This window comes from Haloferax sp. AB510 (genome assembly GCF_024136985.1).
Classification (GTDB): Archaea; Halobacteriota; Halobacteria; order Halobacteriales; family Haloferacaceae; genus Haloferax.
The window spans coordinates 21,469-38,275 of record NZ_JAMYJY010000027.1 but is presented as its reverse complement, the minus strand read 5'-3'; the positions used below and the strand labels follow the sequence as shown (position 1 = coordinate 38,275).

Genomic DNA, 16,807 nt, shown 5'->3' with positions numbered 1-16,807 from the left:
GTTTTCTACAATTCGCGCAATACTATAATTTTCAGAGACCGCATCAAGCGCTCGACGGACGAACGCCGGTTGAGGAGGTCACTAACTAGACAGTGCCCTCATTTCCAATGTGTCGATTATTCTAGTAAAAGATTTCTTGATTCGTCCAGGTTACCCGTCATGCACTTTTCAAGGGCTGTATCGCTCAATTTCAGTAAAATCGGGGGATTAGTCTACCGTTTCAAAGCTCAAGTTGGAAATTGGTATCTTATAGTATAGCCAATTTCAACCAATATACAATCGATTATTCCCCGAATTTGGGCGTTTGAACACCTCGTCAAGCACAATCCTTCCAGACCGGATGACCAAGAGATTCGTCGATCACATTTTTACCATCTTAAAACCGCCCGACGCCCCTCTCGTTTGGTTTGAGGCTATTTCATTCCTCTCAGTACCTCCCAAATCATCCAAAGGATGGCTAGGGTACACCGGTGCAAACGCCGCTGGCTCTCTCCGGCCGAGGGGCCATCAAACGATGAGCGCCTCTTTCCAATATATCAGAATTCACTCACTGGATGATGACGCGATCCACGGTTGAGTTTGTCGCCCCGAGAGGGATGAGGGGGCTGTCGTAGGCACCCACTCAACAACCATGTCTTCTGAACACGAGCAACAGCGATCACGACTCCCTAGCGAGCACACTGAGCAACCGAGCGAAGAACCGTGGGCAGATCTCGAACTGACGCTCCCTCACAACAGAAGTCCGACTGGCATCGTCTCATTTGTCGAGTGCGCACTCGTCGAACTCACCCACGAAGACGTCGGAGCCGAGTTCGTCTCAACGAGCGTAGCGGGCGTGAAGCGGACACAGTTCGTCGCCGTCGACGACATCGGTCAGCGGTTCAAGAAGCGGTATTTCGACGAACGTCTCGGCTGGCACGAAACGACAGTCAGCCGTGAAGCGGTTCGTGAAGAGTTGGTCAACCGACTCTCGCGGTCTTCCTTGGATCGAACCGACGAAACGCCGAACACTGACCCAGATACGTTCCACGTGAAGCCCGTTCATCAGTTCTGAGCCCGCCGCATCGTTAACCAATACGGAACGCAGACCTCCGCGGTGTTGGTTAACAGCGTGGCAGCGAGCGCCAACGGAACCCCTCTCGCGAAGAGTGGTGGTTCGGACAATGTCGATGTGAGCATGAACGAAACGGTTGGCCAAGGTCGTTTCTGAGAACTCCGGGGGTCCACAGATGTTTAAGCCAGCACAGAGCACTCATCTACCCATGGCCACGGATCTCACTGAACGGGTGCAAGAAATCGCCGAAGCGAGGGGTATCCCCGAATCAGAGATCCTCGAACAGGCATTGGAACGCGGCGTCGAAGATCTCTGGGTTGACCTCGTTCTCTCGAGATACATCGACGACGAAATCGACCGCGAGACCGCAATCAACCTTGTCGGTCGAGACCGCGTCAAGCGAGCAGAGCAAGAGGTACAGGCTATCGAAGACGACGTTCGGTGGGGACTGAATGCGTGATCCTCGCGGTTGCTGATGCGGGCTCTATTGTGATCACAGAGTTCGCCCCATGAACAAACCGTGTTCTTACTACTGTCTTCTCGGACATGTTTGTCCGTCGGTTCCTTGAACTGGTTATCTCGAAGGACCGTTCCAGCTCTGTACCCGATGTCGGCCTAGTGGAGCGGTGACGTACTAAACGTAAGATCTCGATGCGCACCGCATTGGAAGAAAAGAATACGAGATCGGTACGTAACCCAGCGGTCCGCGTGTGGCTCACATCGTACACACGAAAACGGCTAAGTACGTTGGCTCACAATGTACACATCATGAGCACCGAGAAGAAGCGCGTGCAGTTTCGGGCCCCTAATCGGCTCATTGATCGGGCGGATGCACTCGCTGCAGTCCTTGGGGAAGACCGAACAGACGTCCTCGTGACCGCGCTTCGGGAGTACCTCCAAGACGCCGCTCACGACGACACACTCGTCCAGGAGATTGCCGCCGCCTACTACGACGACGAGATTACCTTCGAGCAACTCAAAGCGCTCGTCGGCGCCGAAGAGGCGGCCAACCTCCGCGTGTTGAAACAACAGTTAGACGAGGACTTCATCGACGAGGTTGCCGACGTATAGATGGCGCAGCTTATCGCAGACGCCTCCGCCCTCGTGAGTCTCGGGATCGTTACTGGCGACGACCCCGATCCACTCGCAGTTTGTCTTTCACAGTACGAGGCCGTCGTCCCAACGGCGGTCATCGATGAACTCCGTGAGATTGCCTCCTACGATGACGTCCACGGGCACGCTGCGTCCGCCGTCCTCGACCAAACGGATTCATTCACAACACAGTCGGTCGAGCTTGATGCGGAGTTTCCGCTCGATGACGGTGAGAACGCGGCGGTCACCCTCGCAAACGAACTCGATGCTGCGCTCTTCCTCTGTGACGAGTTCAACCAACTTGGTTTGATCCACGCCTCACTCGCTGATACCCGACTTGTCACGACGCCGACGCTGCTCTCGGTGTTCGTTCGAACTGAACAGCTCTCAGCTGCCGAGGCACGCCTGCTCCTCGATGAGATCAGCGACGCCCGTAGCTGGGGTGCGAACAGTTACGTGCAACGCGCTCGCTCATTGCTTGAGGAACCCTGACCGAGGCTGTCGCCGTCCGAGATATCCTTTTGTACCTTCATATATGTCTGTCTATCCACATACGATTTACAATCATCATCAGACCAAGATTTACGGCTGTATCTATCGGAGATATCGGCTCAGTCGGGTATACAGGTACATCCCGCCAAAGATGAGGCCAAGGAGTACCAAGAGACCAGTAACATAGTCCTCGGAGACACCAACTCGAAATGGGGGTGTTTGAAGATACGGAACATACCATAAGAGATAGACTAGAAGCACAAGCAGACGTATCAAACGTCACTTCACATAATAGTTGTGTCCGTAGAACTGTCGTGACTGTATCAGTCACATGTGATTACGACAACACTTATTGTGGCCTGTTCTTGTTCTCTGTCTGCAGTGGTAAATAACAGCTCTCCAACTGGTCAGCAATCCTCACAGGATCTAGACTCGGTACCGAATCGACGGCGACTACTTCAGATGATTGGTGCAGCAGGGCTTGGAACCGTAACAATCTCAGGCTCTGCCAGTGCAAAGCGAGAAGACTATCCAGAAGTAGATAATCCGTATCCTGAAGCTACAGTCGCGGATCTCAAGCAACAAGCAGCAATGCATCCGAATTTGAACCGGGCAGCATTCATTACGACAGCACTCAATGATACCCGTGAGCTATACGTCGCAACAGGGGTTCAATCACTCGCAGAGCAGCCCGATACGATCTTTCAACTCACGTCAAGTACGGGATTCGCAGCCTATGACATCAGCTGGCTTCAAGACCATCGAATTCGCTACTGGCACGACGGAGCAGTTTACGAGCGGAAAGTCACAGCAGCGAACAAACGCTTCGAACCCGTGAAGATCCGCGAACAACGTCTCCCAGCGTCTCAGCAACACTCAGGTGATCACTAATGGGTGTGTCATTCAGCACTTGTGAGCAGATTCCGAAGGTAGATGCTGACAAACTAGATCTCAAACGGCAGAAGTTTTGCTTTAAACTGAGCAACGTAACGCTCTCGGAAGGAACCCGTCCCTGTAGCGGCGGCTCAACGCCACCGTTGCACTCAGTTACTGCGAGCTTTATTTCGCGTGAAGTGCCGCTCTTTGGAACCGACTGGAAGACAGTAGTTGATCTCGGCATGTGGATCGGCGTCCAAGAGGAGACTCCTGGTGAATTCTGTCTCTGGATGGGCCAAGAGCAAACAGGTGTCTGTGTCAACGACTGCGATATTGACCCTCGGGACCCGTCGACAGAAAAGGTCGCAACACTCGTTGATGAGTTCTTGAGGGAACTGCAAGCGAAGAATAACAACGGTGAGTTGCAAGTTCCAGATTACATCTTTGATATTGGGTTTACGGTACTATCAGGTGTGCTTGTCATCGGCGTGCTGTACTTGTTAGGGCCGTCGGCATTACTCGGCGGTGTCGCCGCCTGAGTGGCCATTAACCCGGCTTTTTTTATGCGCCAGTCGAAACAGCGTTGGTAGTCTGCCCTCCATATGACGTTCCCCCAATCAGTCGGTATCACAGAGGATTTGACAATTCATCTCGTTGGCGAATCGCACCTAGGTCAGTACGATCGACTCTCAGATGGCCTCGAGCGGTTACTGCTGACAGCAGGGATTGCAGTCTGGTATACTGAGCGACCAGTGGAACGCCCAACAGTCGGTGACTACACCGCTGCGGCCATCCGACTGCCACTCTATCTGATTGGGATGTGTGTGACCCAGATGCTGTACGGGCCGCTATATGCGCTTCGTGCCGGCACACAACAGGCAGTCGAGACGGAAGCTGTGCTCGAAGTCGCCTCGGCACATGGTGTACCGACGGTCCCAGTCGATACGCATCCATCACAGCTCGTGCCAGCACTCTCGTTGGGCTGGTTTGGACTCGGGTGGCTCGGGATGGTGGTGAGTCTCGCTGTTGCACCAGTCCTGATTGGCGTCGTCACGGGTTGGGTCGTGGTGTGTACCAGCATTCTGCGTATCCTCAGACGGCGCCGCGTCGCATACGAGACACCCTTAGCGCTGCTGTTCGGTTGGGGTGGGCTGGTGGCGATTGTCCCACTCGGAGCTGTCCCGCTTGCGTTTAGCCTAGGTGCGTTCATAGTACATGGGCTTGTCATCCGCCGAACGGCAAGTTCAAGGGAAGCGGCGATGGCCCAGCGGGTGCTCAGCCACATCTCCGGGACTGACCACGAAGCCGTCTGTCTGACGGTTGGTGCAGCGCATCTCGACGGGCTTGCGGAGCAGTTCGACAGCTATGGCGTCAGTACGGTGCGCCATACGAACCTCGGTGACCGGGGGACGGCTTCAGGCTGAAGTCGCCCCCTGACCGCTTGGGAAGAACGAGGATAGTCTGTTGCGAGGACAACAGAACCAGCCAGCACGACTACGCCAAGAGTGGGGCAGATCTGACACGATAGAAGTCCGACTGGCATCGTCTCATTTGTCGAGTGCGCACTCGTCGAACTCACCCACGAAGACGTCGGAGCCGAGTTCGTCTCAACGAGAGTAGCGGGCGTGAAGCGGACACAGTTCATCGCCGTCGATGACGTCGGCGAGCAATTCCAGAAGCGGTATTTCGACGAGCGTCTCGGCTGGCACGAAACGACAGTCAGCCGTGAAGCGGTTCGTGAGGAGTTGGTCACCCAACTCTCACGGTCGTCACTGGGCAGTGCTGTGGGTCAGCATGGCGTCGTCGACGATCAAGACAAATTCTAGGTGATGCCAGTTCCGGAGCTGTGAATTCAGGACTGACGCCTTAACCAACAATAGCACAAGAGAACAACGTCCGTTGGTTAAGATCGTGGTCTGTTGGTGGATTCCGCCCCGCACAAAGTCGGGAAACTATTCCTCGAAGTAAGAACTATATCCCGTGGCGCGCAAGAACGAGTATGTCCAACAGCGAGTCTCCAGGCGGCCCGCCCTCTTTCGAGGATGCGTTTCGTGGCGACGACGTGGAGCAACGCATCTACGGGACCGTTCTCCAGACTCGCGAGCCGACGACAGCGAGCGCCATCGCCGACGTTGCCGACTGTGACCCGAAAACGGCTCGGAAATATCTGGGCTGGTTCAGTGAACTCGGTATCGTCACGCGCCACAACGGCCATCCGGCCACCTACGAGCGCAACGACGCCTACTTCGAGTGGCGGCGAATTAACCAGCTCGCGGCCGACCACTCCGTCGAAGACCTCCAGCAGCGCGTTCGGGAACTGAGCTCGCGGATCGAGACGTACGAGGACACGTACGGTGCCCCGACGCCAGCGGCCGTCGACGCCGTCGACGCCGCAGAATCGAGCGACGACCAGACGCTCGACGACGTGTACAGTGACCTCAGCGATTGGGCGACTGCCCTCAAGGAGCGAACGCGCTACGAACGTGCCCGTCAGCAACGTGCCCGTACCGACTGCCAAGAGAAATGACGGCCGTCGAGTGTTACAACACGGAAGAACGACTATTGGCTAGCGCGAGAGAGTCGCAATTGTGACTGACGACGTCGCGTATCCTTCGGTCGAGCTCATTCTCGATCTCCACGAGCAGATCGTTGACGAGGGCGACGCCACAGAACCCGGAATTCGATCGGAGGACGCAATCGAATCTGCAGTGCAGTACGTCTCTGAAGGATACTTTGGGGAGGTTCCACAGACACTGCACGAAAAAGCGGTACATCTGATGCGGCTTCTTGTTGCGGATCATCCGTTCGTCGACGGGAACAAGCGAACAGCGCTTCGAACGGTAGTCGTCTTCTACATGCTGAACGGGTACACGTTCGACTACGGTGACGAAATTCGCGCCTTACTGCACCGCTTCGCGACCGATGAATCCGCCGTCGACACTGAGACCGCAGTGATCTACTTCCGAGCGTGCGCTCGTCGCAACTGATAAAGGGACACACAGAGTATGTTCGACACAGAGATGGCGTCCAGCACCGATTCCTCGGCGACGGTCGATGAAGAAGTTCGCCGATTATACGAACGGTATCAGGCGGCCGATAGCGACGAGGAACGTCATGCGATCGCCCTTGAGATGGGGAAACTTGACGGACGCCGCCACGCAGAGATCTACGCCGCACTCGAAGACGAGTAAGCCAACAGAATTCTTCTGACTCCCCGCCGACTGCCCCCACCCCCGGCGACGACGCTTCGTGGCCGACCGACCATCGCGACGTGCTTCGGCTCGTCCTCGACGACATTGAAGACCGGATAGCGGCCCTGTGGAGTGAGTAAGGGCTGTCCCAAAGGTGAGCCTGTATCGCGAACGGTTTTATCACTCCGCCGAAGGTTAACCAACACAGAACCATGGCCCTCCTCAGTGTTGGTTAACAACGTGGCAGCGAGTAGTTTGTCCGCACCTGAGAGGCCGAGGCGCGTCAATACGCGTCAACGTACCTCCATCTCGAGAGGATTGTTGGCTCGGTTGATTTCGATGTGAGAACGAACGAAACAGTCGTCCGAAGTTGTTTCTTGGAAACTCCATAGACTGCATCATACCTCATGAGTGGACAGGTATGACTGTGTGAGAATATTTGGAAAGATGCTGGGTTCAAATCATGAACTCGGCGGCGATACAACGAGTATCGTAACCGAAGTAAACAAACCGATATCTGCCTTCTGACAGAGAATTACAGACATAGTAATCTGGATTCGTGTCGTTTTGCCGTGAGAGCCCTCCTTGAGTAAACTCAAATTCCCAAGTAAATCCGGCACCTGGTTTATGCTCTACCGCTTCGTCCGACCACGCTGGTCTGGCATGGACCCAGAATATCGATTGCCACCTTTGGTCTGTCTTTTTTTGGATATCGTACTTAAAACGGTTTCCGGAATACTTCGTTTTCTCGGTGCTATTCGTCATCTGGACTTGAAGTTCCTCACCGATCGAACTAGGAGAGCGAGGAATCGAAAGATCGAACGCCGAATTCTCTGGGCCCTCACACGTAATTTGAAGTCGGTTTAAATCGTCACACATTGATTTGGACGTATTATTTGGGTCTGAAGATGATTCATCGTCAGTTCCGTTTAACGTCTGCTTCCCAAGACAGCCGGGGAATGCTAGTGAAGTTGCTCCGAGTGACAGTAGTAACTTTCGTCGATTCATACACGATATCTGTCTCATATAATAAAAGGCACTCCGGTGGGTTAAGTATCGATTTTAGTTACTGGATATTAGACAGTCACATTAAACTGTGATTCAATAGCAGACATTAATGTACCAATGGCGTCATCGCTACCATCAGTTCGGTGTCCGTAATTGATTCCAGCGATAAGTGGTCGTCCATAATCGTCTTCTCTGTAGTGGGGTCCACCAGAGTCCCCACCGCGACTAATTGCATCGGTGTCGAACGTAGAACCGTATGCATACGTCACATGACCAGAGCAGATGCCTGTATTAGCACCCTGCTTTTTCACCTCCCAGCTCGTATCGCCTTCACGGTCTTTGATCTTGGTACCCGAGATGATCCCGAATACGTTTGGTCCATACGGCGCAGAATCCGTATTCTCGGCGAGACTGTAATCAACGTTCGCACCGTTCCGCATCTGTATCACACCAGCATCAACCGGCAATCCCGGATCAACACGAGTGTCGTCCGGGGTGCCAAAGCGGTCTTCTTCAACTTCGTCGTTCTGGTAACACTTATCAACCCCTTCGTCTAGGCAGTGACCTGCACCAACGATTACCAACTCGTCATTCAAGTCGTCGTGTGCAGGCGTTCCAGTCGTACAGTATCCCGACTCAGGTATATAATAACATCCACCGGGGATATCAGGGAAGTATTCCGTGTCGTAGTACTGGGTGTCTGGATCAGTATCGCAGGGGAAGTCCGGCTTAACAGTTACCTTCTCTGCCTTCACCGGGATATCTTCAACTGCACGTTCTTCCTCGGTTCCTCTACCAGCGACACCGGTAGCCGAGGCTGGGAGATGATCTTCAAACTGAGTGAACGCCATGTCGGGGCGAATCTCGTCTCCACTTGATGTTTCCTGAATAAGGTATTGAACGGAGACCACCTTCCGTCGACGATGGCCGGAGGTATCAGTCGTTACTCCCACTCGTACCGGAACTGGGAGTGATGAAAGTTGTTCTTCTACTTGTTTGCGTACATCATGAGCACTCTCAACGATAGCCCATTTCTCTCGGCTGATCTTGTAGTATTTGGGCTCTCGATTTGGTTTTACTGCTTGGTTTACCACTGCGTCGTGGTTCGTATGGACTAGTCTACCAAGGCGAAGGACTTCATCGTCGAGGTTCACATCTAACTCTGCAAACGCATCCTGGGACATGAACGAAATCGCTGCGCCTCCTACGCCCAAACTGCTGAGAGTATTCAGGAACCTACGCCGACCCATTCGAGTCAACTTTCTTCATTTCTCAGACATCCTGTCACCAGTTAATCTTGTTTCATTCAGGATATATAACATTTACTTGCATTTTCAGACATCGCTCTTCTGTAGACGTTCGTTGATAGCGTCCAGCTGTCACTCTGGGATCGAAGAGGGGAGCGACACTGCGTTAGCGGTGTCCAACACGAATGATATAGAACAGTTTGTCCGCGCCTGAGAGGCCGAGGGGCGTCAATACGCGCCGACGTGATTCCCATCTTCCTACAAGGAGGGAATCCCGGCCTTCAGGCCGGGAGGGAATCCGACAACTGCTGAACTAACCACGTTTTAACAGCCGTCCCGAATGCCGACCACCATCTTTAACTTACGTCATTTCTTACGTTTTGGTGGATGAGAGCAGATTTCGATATGGAGCGAGGCGGGCCACTTCACGAAGCCGTGAAGGAATACGCCCGCGACCACGGGATACGCCACTCACGAGCATACCCCGAACTCCTCCGCAAAGCACTCGAATCCGAAGGCTACGATGTCAACGACGCAGACGGCGAATAAGACGCTGGAAGCCACGCTCGCACCCCCAACACGGTGCAAGGAGCAACGCCTCCAGCAAACGCTGTCTGAATACCGAGACGCACTCAACGACGCCTTCGAGCAAGACTGTACGACGATGAGCGCCACGAACGACGTGGTGACTCCGTACAACCTACCGTATCAAGCGAAAGATGCCCTCAAGTCCTACGTCCCGAAACTCCACAAGACGTACAACGCGAAAGAGTTGGACGATGAACACCCGCTCAGGTTCGTGAATCGAGCCGGGAAGTTCGACCGTGACTCCTCGCGTGAGTACGAAATCTGTTGGAACGTTCCGCAACCCGGTCACGGAACTAACTTCTGGATTCCACTCCGACTGAATCCCGACCAAAAGGAACTGTGGGATGAAATGCTCGATGACGAGTCGAGTACGAAGGTGGGCGAACTTCGCTTGCAGAAACATCGGAAGACGTGGACGCTCCACGTTACCGTCGAATACGAAATCGAGAACACCTCAGAAATCCCTGAAAATCCGACTCGGGTTGGATTCGATATTGGCGAATCGATGTTGGTCACGGGCTGTGCCCTTCAACACGACACTCCCACGAAACCACTGTTAATCAACGGGAAGGAAGCCAAGCGAATCCGCAAAGAGATGTTCACGACACTCAAGCGACTCCAAGAGCGAGACGCCTCCGAGTGGCGTATCGAGGAGCGATTCTCTCACTACCAGAACCGACTCACAGACCTTATCGAAAAGGCGTCTCGTGAGTCCGTGGAGTACGCCCGTCAGTTCGAGAACCCCGTCATCGTGATGGAAGACTTGGCGTACATCCGTGAGTCACTGGACTACGGGATGTATATGAATCGACGCCTGCACTCGTGGGCATTCGCTCGATTGCAGGGGCGTATCGAAGACAAGGCGAAGGACGCCGGGATTCCAGTCCGGTACGTCCACCCCCAGTACACCTCGAAGACGTGCCATTCGTGCAAGCATATCGGGTATCGACCTCGGCAAGCCGAGTTCAAGTGTAAGAACCCAGAGTGTCACGTATCGACGTTTCAAGCAGATATTAACGCGAGTGCGAACATCGCACGTCGCGTCAACCCGTGGGGAGAGAGCCTACCAGTGAAACAGGCAGGCGATGACTCGCCACAGGATGGGCGCGGTTGTGACACCGCCACGACTCAGTGTGAGCAGAGCGAGACACCCTCGCAGATGACACTCACATCGTTTCAAGAGTCGAAACCCACTGCCAGCGACGACTGACTGGCATTCCAACCGTGTGGGAAGCCCCGTCGTTTACGACGGGGAGGATGTCACGCCCGGTACAGACGTATTCGACGATGCATCAGCCGACCACGAACGGTTTGAAGCGGAACTCGTCGCACAGGATCAAGATGCCGCCCGCGTCGCAATAGCGGATATCGACGACGGGAGGGCCCATTCTCTCGTCAATGACCGCGTCGACGACGACGTCGTCACTCCCATCCCCGACGAACGGGTCCTCGTCCACGAGCCAAGCGACGAGGCATTCGACTCGATACTCCAACTCGCGGTCTTCCATCGAGGCTGGACCGCCGCTCGCGACACCGACGAGGGAGGAGAGTGATGCAACAGACACTTGCTGGCTGTGCCTTCTGCGATGCGGTTCCCGGTACAGACGTGGGGGAGGCACATACCTGGGGAAAAGACGAACGAGTCACACACCCAATCTGCGTCGACTGCGCGATCCAGTCGAATCCCGATCCCGACGAGCGTGACCATTACGCCTGCGATAGCTGTGGTCTCGTTGTCGATGCGCTTGCAGCCCTCACACAGTTCCGTGTCGAACTCGGCCACCTAGAAGGCGCGTTACAGCTGTGCGAGCAGTGTAACCCAGGCGGACTGGCGACGTACTGGACACGCGACCTCAAGGAGCATCGCGTCGCGACGCCAACGGAGTGACTCATCGCGCGTCTCTGTGCACGGAGAACTCTAACCAACAAGCAAACGCACCAAACAACTATCTTCCAACAGCCCCAACACTAGTCTATGTCGAGCGGCACCATCGATATCGACGAGTTCGAAAACGCCGACGCCGACGAATTCGAGGAACGGAACGATACCGAGCAGATCGTGCTGTTCCTCGACGACCACGACGACCGTGCGTGGAAGGCAGCGACGATCGCCGAGCGGCTCGGGTTGGACACGGATGCTGTTAGTGCAATCCTGTCGCGATTGAAGGAGCGCGGTCTCGTGCGGCACAAGCGCCCGTACTGGGCGATCACGGACAACAAGGAGCGACTCCAGTCAGCTTACCGGCTCCACCGGCATCACAAGACGGCAGACGACCAGTACGGTGAGGAACGTCTTGAGGACCTCCAGACAGACGAGATGGAAGACGTACAGTGACTGCGTTCGAGGATCTGGAACGTGGCGACATTATCTGGGCGAGTGACCCGCTCTCGGAGAAAGGTCGCCCGATGCTCATAGGGGCTCCTCGATTCCCGAACCACGGCGTGCAACTCATCACGGTCCTGATTTCCACGAAGACCTATCACGAAGAAGCACTCGCACTCAGGGACGACGACTACGAGGGCGACCCACTCGGGGAACGAAGTCACGTCCTCCCGTGGTCGCTTGCGACTCTCAACAGTGCTGCGGACGTCGACCACTACCTGACATCGCTGGTGGACGACCGCGCCGAGGATGTGGCGAGCCAAGTGATCGACTACATATCGTCCTGAGAATAACGTTTTAAACGATAGCCAGCTTCATAGTAAGTGTACAGATGCAATCCCCACCAACAGGCAGTTCAGGTGGATCAAGCGACCTCCTCGTTGAAATCGTCGAGACACTGGAGGCATGTGGACTCGATGACGACGCCTATCAACTCCACGAGTACGTCGACCCCGGTGCGCTCGAGCAGTTGATCGATTCCGCCGATGAGACCATCTCTGTTCAGTTTACTGTCGAGGGGATTCCGCTCGGTGTCTCGCCGGACGGTGTTGACGTCATCATTGAGGACGAATCGCAGTCCGTCGGCGAATAACGACTTGCGGTTCCGAGACAGGGATTGTTCCTGAAAGCCCTCGGCCGCTCGACGCCCCGCGACCACGTGAGACTGCGTCTCGCTTGCTCCCGTTCGCTTCGTCGCCGGCGCAGAGCGCCGGCTTCTAGCGGGACTAAAGGTCACGCACGGCTCACGAGGACGCCGCTGCACGCCTCACCCCTGCGGTGCCCCCCGGCTCCGCCTGAGGGCTAGCGAGCGCTTCGCTCTCACGTCGCTTGCGGATCCCGGCGAGCATTTCGTTCGTGAAACCGTGTCGCAGTAACCGTTGCCCGGCCCGTTCAAACGGTGTTCCCTACCGATGTGCAAGCTCTACACATTCGCCGAAACCGTTATGCGTCCATGTGCAGAATTTGCACATAGAATGAGCGCGAGTGACAAACCCCGACGGGTCCACTTCCAGTCGCCCGAGTACCTTGTCGACCGACTCGACGCGATTGCGGCACTCTTCGACAAGGACCGGACAGACCTCCTCGTCGAAGCGATCCGCGAGTACATCGAAGACACTGCCGACAGCGAAACGTTCCAAGAACTTGTGGCAACGAAGTACTACGACGACCAGCTTGAGTTCGAGACGGTCAAGCAGTTGGTCGGCGCTGAAACCGCCCAACGGCTCCGCTTGCTCAAGGCAGACCTCGAGGGCGAGCCATTCGATCTCACTACGCCCACTGACGTCGACATCTACGGCGACGACGCGACGACGGTCGAGACTGGTGACGGCGACGAGCGATGAGCAGGCTGCGACTGCGGACAGTCGTCGCCGACACGAGTGCGCTGGTCAGTCTCGCGGTTCCCCGCGCCGACGCGGCCGTCGACACTAACACTCCGGACCCGTTCCAGTATCTCCTCACGTCGTGCGAGGTGTTCGTGCCGCCAGAAGTGGTCGCCGAACTCCGTGATATCACGCAGTACCAAGACATCCACGCCGCGGCTGCGAACAACGTCCTCGCGGCCCGCGACTACTACACGGTCGCGGACCCCTACGAGCGCGAGGATACACCGGACTCCCGGCCGACGTTCGGGCTCGACGACGGCGAAACCGACGGGATTGTCCTTGCGAACGCGCTCGATGTCGATGGGTTTCTCACCGACGAGTTCGGCGGAACGAACTTCCCACTGATTCACGCCGTGCTACAGGGCCCGCGGATCGTCCCGACACCACGGCTCATCGTCGACTACGCTCGGAACGGACATCTGAGCCCCGAAGAGGCTCGGACGCTGATCACGACCATTAGCCCGCATCGGAGCTGGGAGAACAGTCCGTACGTCACACAATTGCTCCACCGTCTCGACGAGTAACCGTCCTCCGAGTAACGATTCCGAACACCCAGCGCCGGTGACGACACTCAAACGCCCTCGGCCGCTCGGCATCCCGCGACCGCGCGAGACTCCGTCTCGCTGGCCCTCGTTCGCTCCTGAAGACTCACTTCGCTCGTCTTCCGTGCTCCCGCTCGCTACACTCGCGGGACCTCCGCGTCGCTCGCGACCGACCATTCGTAGAGGGTTCGATGTAATCGCCAAGTTGGCGACAGTTTTTCACAGCCGTGCTGAATACAGCGCGCGAGTGTATCACTGGTCAAACGAACAGAGGCCATCAGGAGAGTTGTCGTAATCGCACGCTCGGTGGTAACCGAGGTCGAGGCGTTCTTCCTCCCGGAGTCTGCCCTCGGCGAGTGCAACCGAACAGTCACCACCATCTGTGTCATACCCCTGGAACGACTCGGTGACCCAGTCACCATCGTCGATACGAACAGCGACTTCGTATCGACCAGGGGTGCTCCCCCAATCGCACTCCGGAATCGCGCTCTCGACGATGACTCCGTCCCGTCCGGCGACATCGTGTGTCGAACGGTGAACGCTCGCTCCGTTGCGCATCACTCGAATCGTGATCTGATGAGCGTTTTCAGTGAAGTTGTGAACTGCGACGTAACCGAGCTGGAACGACTCATTTTGAGTCCCCGTGAGACTGTCCAGACACCCGGCAGTTGAGACGATCCCGCCGGTAGCGAATGAGGCAAGGAGGGCACGGCGGTTCATACGACGATTTCTGTCCCTTTCAAAAAGTATCTTCTCCCACTCGTATCGTCAGATACCTCTGTCTGTGTCACGCATCTTCTGACAGCAATTGGTGAGGTTTCTACGGTCGTGCTGAATGCAGAGGATGAGTTCAGCAAGTAAACAACGTTCATTTCACGCTACTAATGATGAAACAGTTGTTGGAAAGACGTGTTTGTTTTCCGACCTCAGAAAGAGATTTCGAGACATTCATTTTCTATCAATGAGCCCACATTAAATGTGAGCCAAATAGACTGGACCGCTCTACTGTTGGTTGGAGGCGCATTTCTCGTAGGTGCTGTTGGCTTCCTCCTGCTTGGTCCGGTCGGATTCTTTATCGGACTCGTCGGCACGATATTCGTCGGATTTCCACTCAAATCTGCCTATGAAAACTACCAGTCTCGAATGGCAGCGCTAGAGGAGCGAGTTGCGAAAACGGAATCCACAGTTGAACAGCTCAAGATAGACAACAGTCCAGACGGGGACGAATGATTGCAAATCTGTTAGAACCTTTTTCATACTCTAACTCTTGTGAGACTATCGTTCAGTCCAGTTGCGTGCTGAGATTGGCGATTTGATAGCCTCACTGATGGCCGACTAGCGCTTTCTATTCAGCACGGTCTCAGCAAACTATCAGCGACTGATTATTTCAACAGAGCCACTCCCGCCAAATCAGTAGAACAGCGGTGAACTGCGACATCTACTGTTGTGAGAGTGCGTTATCCGGATATCCAGCTCGTCTTCTTGCAGCCTGCCGCTCGGCTTCAGTCAGCCGGTATGGTGATAACTCTTCTTCCAGCGAACCGAGTGCTGACCGACGGGCCTGATGAGCTTCGAGGAAATCCGCGATACGTTCTGCTGCGACCTCCTTGAGCTCACCACTCAATAGAGACCCCTCGCGGTATTCCTCCGCGAGTTGTTCAACTCGCTCGTCACTCTCCTCAAAGAAGTAGTACAACAATAGGTAAGAGACATCAACCTCCGGATTCCCACCCTTCGCACGATGTTCCTCGATGCTCGTCTGTCCACCTGAGTACGCGTACGTTCGGATTTTATCGGTGACCGTCTCTCGGTCGTCCGAAAGGAGGATACTTGGGGCATCGTCAGACGAACTCATCTTCCCCGGACCTTCGAGGCTCGGGAGGAATTTCGAAAGCAATGCTCCAGGCTTGCTCACGTCGTACCGTTGTTTTGCGGCAATATCACGACAGACACGTACGTGTGGGTCTTGGTCTACTGCAATTGGAACGAGTGTCGGATGGCGCCCTTCGACAAGTTGTGGAAGAAGCAGATGAGCTGCTTGCACGGCAGGATAGAACGACAGGCCGATATTCTCGGGTTCTCCGTACGTTGCGTCTACTGTCGATTGGGTCACTTCCTTTGCAAATGTAGTGGCAAGAGGATACACCACGTCGGCGTCTGCTGTATCTACGATGATGCGAGTGCGGTCAGGGTCGAAGCCAACGGCAAGGAGGTCGCGGAGGTTCTGGCGAGTGTAGTCGCTGATTTCGTCGAGCGATTTGTCCTTGAGAACGTACTTCTCGTCGTCGGAGAACGGGATGTAGACGCGTGTGCCAGTCTGCTCTTGGAGATATTTTGCAAAGTAGAAGGGGAAGATGTGGCCGATGTGCATCGGCCCGGAGGGGCCACGTCCGGTCACGATTGAATGGGGTTTGCCATCGTTTGCGGCATCAAGGAACGGGTCTACATCTCGTTGGGCGTAGAAGACGTCTCGCCGGACGAGCGGGTGGCTGGGGTCGGGGAACCGCGTTTTCTGTTCGGAGGTGAGTCGGTCGGCTCCGAATCGGTCGAGGAGTCGGTCGTAGTTGATGTCGCCTTCGACGGCGTAGGGCGTTACGGTGAAGTTGTCTTCTGCTGGCATTGGTGTTGTTGACGAGGTAGTCACTTGGAGTGCGGTACAACGAAGAAGCGAGTGAGCATCGCGGTGGTGTCGTTGGGTGAAGCCCGTCAGACCCTATCCCGAGATACTGTCCACTTCCCGTGGCGCGTGCCAACGCCAGCAGTTGGCGGAGGAAGTGGACTCCATGTATCTGAGGATGGGTACTTGTGATATATATCCTATGCTTCGCTTGTCACGTTTTCGTAGATGCTGTACTATTGGGGCTGTCGATTCGACCTACTGAATACATCCTCGATATTCAGCACGCACGTCCTGTCACGGTCTGAGGGGTCCGAGAGAGTCCTCTGTTC

General features: G+C 55.4%; 23 protein-coding genes and 1 pseudogene. 21 read left to right on the top strand and 3 right to left on the bottom strand.

Annotation, left to right across the window (positions count from 1 at the left end):
• The 12 genes and pseudogenes from NKF06_RS07415 to NKF06_RS07360 form a co-directional block, all read left to right on the top strand.
• Window positions 1-89, top strand: an 89-nt coding sequence (locus tag NKF06_RS07415; protein WP_253244997.1) for an integrase core domain-containing protein, incomplete at its 5' end; no start/stop codon positions are given.
• Window positions 90-631: 542 nt separating this feature from the next.
• The gene (locus tag NKF06_RS07410) at window positions 632-1,054 is read left to right on the top strand and encodes a hypothetical protein (RefSeq protein WP_253244996.1); all 423 of its coding nucleotides are present in this window, start codon (window positions 632-634) and stop codon (window positions 1,052-1,054) included.
• Between the two features lie 208 nt (window positions 1,055-1,262).
• Window positions 1,263-1,514: a ribbon-helix-helix protein, CopG family gene (locus NKF06_RS07405; protein WP_042662470.1), complete on the top strand. Its 252-nt coding sequence runs from the start codon at window positions 1,263-1,265 to the stop codon at window positions 1,512-1,514.
• Window positions 1,515-1,822: 308 nt separating this feature from the next.
• On the top strand, window positions 1,823-2,125 hold the full coding sequence (locus NKF06_RS07400; RefSeq protein ID WP_148414640.1) for a hypothetical protein: 303 nt from the start codon (window positions 1,823-1,825) through the stop codon (window positions 2,123-2,125).
• Complete coding sequence (locus NKF06_RS07395; protein WP_253244995.1) at window positions 2,126-2,638, top strand: hypothetical protein; 513 nt, start codon at window positions 2,126-2,128, stop codon at window positions 2,636-2,638.
• Window positions 2,639-3,100: 462 nt separating this feature from the next.
• The gene (locus NKF06_RS07390; RefSeq protein ID WP_253244994.1) at window positions 3,101-3,529 is read left to right on the top strand and encodes a hypothetical protein; all 429 of its coding nucleotides are present in this window, start codon (window positions 3,101-3,103) and stop codon (window positions 3,527-3,529) included.
• Window positions 3,530-3,534: 5 nt separating this feature from the next.
• Complete coding sequence (locus NKF06_RS07385; protein ID WP_253244993.1) at window positions 3,535-4,053, top strand: hypothetical protein; 519 nt, start codon at window positions 3,535-3,537, stop codon at window positions 4,051-4,053.
• A 63-nt stretch (window positions 4,054-4,116) separates the two neighbouring features.
• Window positions 4,117-4,938, top strand: coding sequence for a hypothetical protein (locus NKF06_RS07380; RefSeq protein ID WP_253244992.1), 822 nt, complete (start codon window positions 4,117-4,119; stop codon window positions 4,936-4,938).
• Between the two features lie 99 nt (window positions 4,939-5,037).
• Window positions 5,038-5,340 (top strand): annotated as a pseudogene (locus NKF06_RS07375) (hypothetical protein); the annotation flags it as partial.
• Between the two features lie 173 nt (window positions 5,341-5,513).
• On the top strand, window positions 5,514-6,041 hold the full coding sequence (locus tag NKF06_RS07370; RefSeq protein ID WP_253244991.1) for a sugar-specific transcriptional regulator TrmB: 528 nt from the start codon (window positions 5,514-5,516) through the stop codon (window positions 6,039-6,041).
• A gap of 61 nt (window positions 6,042-6,102) precedes the next feature.
• A complete protein-coding gene (locus NKF06_RS07365; RefSeq protein ID WP_004043161.1) occupies window positions 6,103-6,501 on the top strand; it encodes a type II toxin-antitoxin system death-on-curing family toxin in 399 nt (132 codons plus the stop codon).
• An 18-nt stretch (window positions 6,502-6,519) separates the two neighbouring features.
• On the top strand, window positions 6,520-6,705 hold the full coding sequence (locus NKF06_RS07360; RefSeq protein WP_004043160.1) for a hypothetical protein: 186 nt from the start codon (window positions 6,520-6,522) through the stop codon (window positions 6,703-6,705).
• 1,076 nt (window positions 6,706-7,781) lie between these two features.
• Here the strand turns inward: NKF06_RS07360 and NKF06_RS07355 are convergent.
• On the bottom strand, window positions 7,782-8,897 hold the full coding sequence (locus NKF06_RS07355; RefSeq protein ID WP_253244990.1) for a S1 family peptidase: 1,116 nt from the start codon (window positions 8,895-8,897) through the stop codon (window positions 7,782-7,784).
• Window positions 8,898-9,483: 586 nt separating this feature from the next.
• Here NKF06_RS07355 and NKF06_RS07350 point away from each other — a divergent pair.
• The 8 genes from NKF06_RS07350 (at window position 9,484) to NKF06_RS07315 (ending at window position 13,840) form a co-directional block, all read left to right on the top strand.
• Window positions 9,484-10,758 (top strand): transposase, encoded by a 1,275-nt coding sequence (locus tag NKF06_RS07350; RefSeq protein ID WP_253244989.1) that lies wholly within the window; start codon window positions 9,484-9,486, stop codon window positions 10,756-10,758.
• A 16-nt stretch (window positions 10,759-10,774) separates the two neighbouring features.
• Window positions 10,775-11,101, top strand: coding sequence for a hypothetical protein (locus tag NKF06_RS07345; RefSeq protein WP_253244988.1), 327 nt, complete (start codon window positions 10,775-10,777; stop codon window positions 11,099-11,101).
• Entirely contained in the window at window positions 11,101-11,436 is a 336-nt protein-coding gene (locus tag NKF06_RS07340) for a hypothetical protein (RefSeq protein ID WP_253244987.1), read from the top strand. The genes NKF06_RS07345 and NKF06_RS07340 overlap by 1 nt, the downstream gene beginning before the upstream one ends.
• An 87-nt stretch (window positions 11,437-11,523) precedes the next feature.
• Window positions 11,524-11,883, top strand: coding sequence for a helix-turn-helix domain-containing protein (locus NKF06_RS07335; protein WP_253244986.1), 360 nt, complete (start codon window positions 11,524-11,526; stop codon window positions 11,881-11,883).
• Window positions 11,880-12,218 carry a PemK-like protein gene (locus NKF06_RS07330; protein ID WP_253244985.1) on the top strand — a complete coding sequence of 113 codons (339 nt, stop codon included), beginning with the start codon at window positions 11,880-11,882 and terminating at the stop codon, window positions 12,216-12,218. The genes NKF06_RS07335 and NKF06_RS07330 overlap by 4 nt, the downstream gene beginning before the upstream one ends.
• 44 nt (window positions 12,219-12,262) lie before the next feature.
• Window positions 12,263-12,523, top strand: coding sequence for a HalOD1 output domain-containing protein (locus tag NKF06_RS07325; protein ID WP_082256271.1), 261 nt, complete (start codon window positions 12,263-12,265; stop codon window positions 12,521-12,523).
• 382 nt (window positions 12,524-12,905) lie between these two features.
• Window positions 12,906-13,274 (top strand): hypothetical protein, encoded by a 369-nt coding sequence (locus NKF06_RS07320; protein WP_042662461.1) that lies wholly within the window; start codon window positions 12,906-12,908, stop codon window positions 13,272-13,274.
• Window positions 13,271-13,840 (top strand): hypothetical protein, encoded by a 570-nt coding sequence (locus NKF06_RS07315; protein ID WP_042662460.1) that lies wholly within the window; start codon window positions 13,271-13,273, stop codon window positions 13,838-13,840. Before NKF06_RS07320 ends, NKF06_RS07315 begins: the two co-directional genes overlap by 4 nt.
• A 270-nt stretch (window positions 13,841-14,110) precedes the next feature.
• On the opposite strand, the gene NKF06_RS07310 is transcribed toward NKF06_RS07315, so the two are convergent.
• Entirely contained in the window at window positions 14,111-14,578 is a 468-nt protein-coding gene (locus NKF06_RS07310) for a hypothetical protein (RefSeq protein ID WP_253244984.1), read from the bottom strand.
• Window positions 14,579-14,836: 258 nt separating this feature from the next.
• Between NKF06_RS07310 and NKF06_RS07305 the strand changes: the two genes are divergently transcribed.
• The gene (locus NKF06_RS07305; RefSeq protein WP_253244983.1) at window positions 14,837-15,088 is read left to right on the top strand and encodes a hypothetical protein; all 252 of its coding nucleotides are present in this window, start codon (window positions 14,837-14,839) and stop codon (window positions 15,086-15,088) included.
• Between the two features lie 208 nt (window positions 15,089-15,296).
• Here the strand turns inward: NKF06_RS07305 and NKF06_RS07300 are convergent, their stop codons facing one another.
• The gene (locus tag NKF06_RS07300; protein WP_253244982.1) at window positions 15,297-16,478 is read right to left on the bottom strand and encodes a tryptophan--tRNA ligase; all 1,182 of its coding nucleotides are present in this window, start codon (window positions 16,476-16,478) and stop codon (window positions 15,297-15,299) included.
• Window positions 16,479-16,807 lie beyond the last annotated feature (329 nt).

Bases quoted from the DNA above. Each gene is read 5' to 3' on its own strand.
- NKF06_RS07300 (WP_253244982.1), bottom strand. From the start codon at position 16,478: ATGCCAGCAGAAGACAACTTCACCGTAACGCCCTACGCCGTCGAAGGC.
- NKF06_RS07325 (WP_082256271.1), top strand. From the start codon at position 12,263: ATGCAATCCCCACCAACAGGCAGTTCAGGTGGATCAAGCGACCTCCTC.
- NKF06_RS07350 (WP_253244989.1), top strand. From the start codon at position 9,484: ATGTCAACGACGCAGACGGCGAATAAGACGCTGGAAGCCACGCTCGCA.
- NKF06_RS07360 (WP_004043160.1), top strand. From the start codon at position 6,520: ATGTTCGACACAGAGATGGCGTCCAGCACCGATTCCTCGGCGACGGTC.
- NKF06_RS07355 (WP_253244990.1), bottom strand. From the start codon at position 8,897: ATGTCCCAGGATGCGTTTGCAGAGTTAGATGTGAACCTCGACGATGAA.
- NKF06_RS07380 (WP_253244992.1), top strand. From the start codon at position 4,117: ATGACGTTCCCCCAATCAGTCGGTATCACAGAGGATTTGACAATTCAT.
- NKF06_RS07310 (WP_253244984.1), bottom strand. From the start codon at position 14,578: ATGAACCGCCGTGCCCTCCTTGCCTCATTCGCTACCGGCGGGATCGTC.
- NKF06_RS07315 (WP_042662460.1), top strand. From the start codon at position 13,271: ATGAGCAGGCTGCGACTGCGGACAGTCGTCGCCGACACGAGTGCGCTG.
- NKF06_RS07335 (WP_253244986.1), top strand. From the start codon at position 11,524: ATGTCGAGCGGCACCATCGATATCGACGAGTTCGAAAACGCCGACGCC.
- NKF06_RS07320 (WP_042662461.1), top strand. From the start codon at position 12,906: ATGAGCGCGAGTGACAAACCCCGACGGGTCCACTTCCAGTCGCCCGAG.
- NKF06_RS07340 (WP_253244987.1), top strand. From the start codon at position 11,101: ATGCAACAGACACTTGCTGGCTGTGCCTTCTGCGATGCGGTTCCCGGT.
- NKF06_RS07405 (WP_042662470.1), top strand. From the start codon at position 1,263: ATGGCCACGGATCTCACTGAACGGGTGCAAGAAATCGCCGAAGCGAGG.
- NKF06_RS07400 (WP_148414640.1), top strand. From the start codon at position 1,823: ATGAGCACCGAGAAGAAGCGCGTGCAGTTTCGGGCCCCTAATCGGCTC.
- NKF06_RS07395 (WP_253244995.1), top strand. From the start codon at position 2,126: ATGGCGCAGCTTATCGCAGACGCCTCCGCCCTCGTGAGTCTCGGGATC.
- NKF06_RS07370 (WP_253244991.1), top strand. From the start codon at position 5,514: ATGTCCAACAGCGAGTCTCCAGGCGGCCCGCCCTCTTTCGAGGATGCG.
- NKF06_RS07410 (WP_253244996.1), top strand. From the start codon at position 632: ATGTCTTCTGAACACGAGCAACAGCGATCACGACTCCCTAGCGAGCAC.
- NKF06_RS07390 (WP_253244994.1), top strand. From the start codon at position 3,101: ATGATTGGTGCAGCAGGGCTTGGAACCGTAACAATCTCAGGCTCTGCC.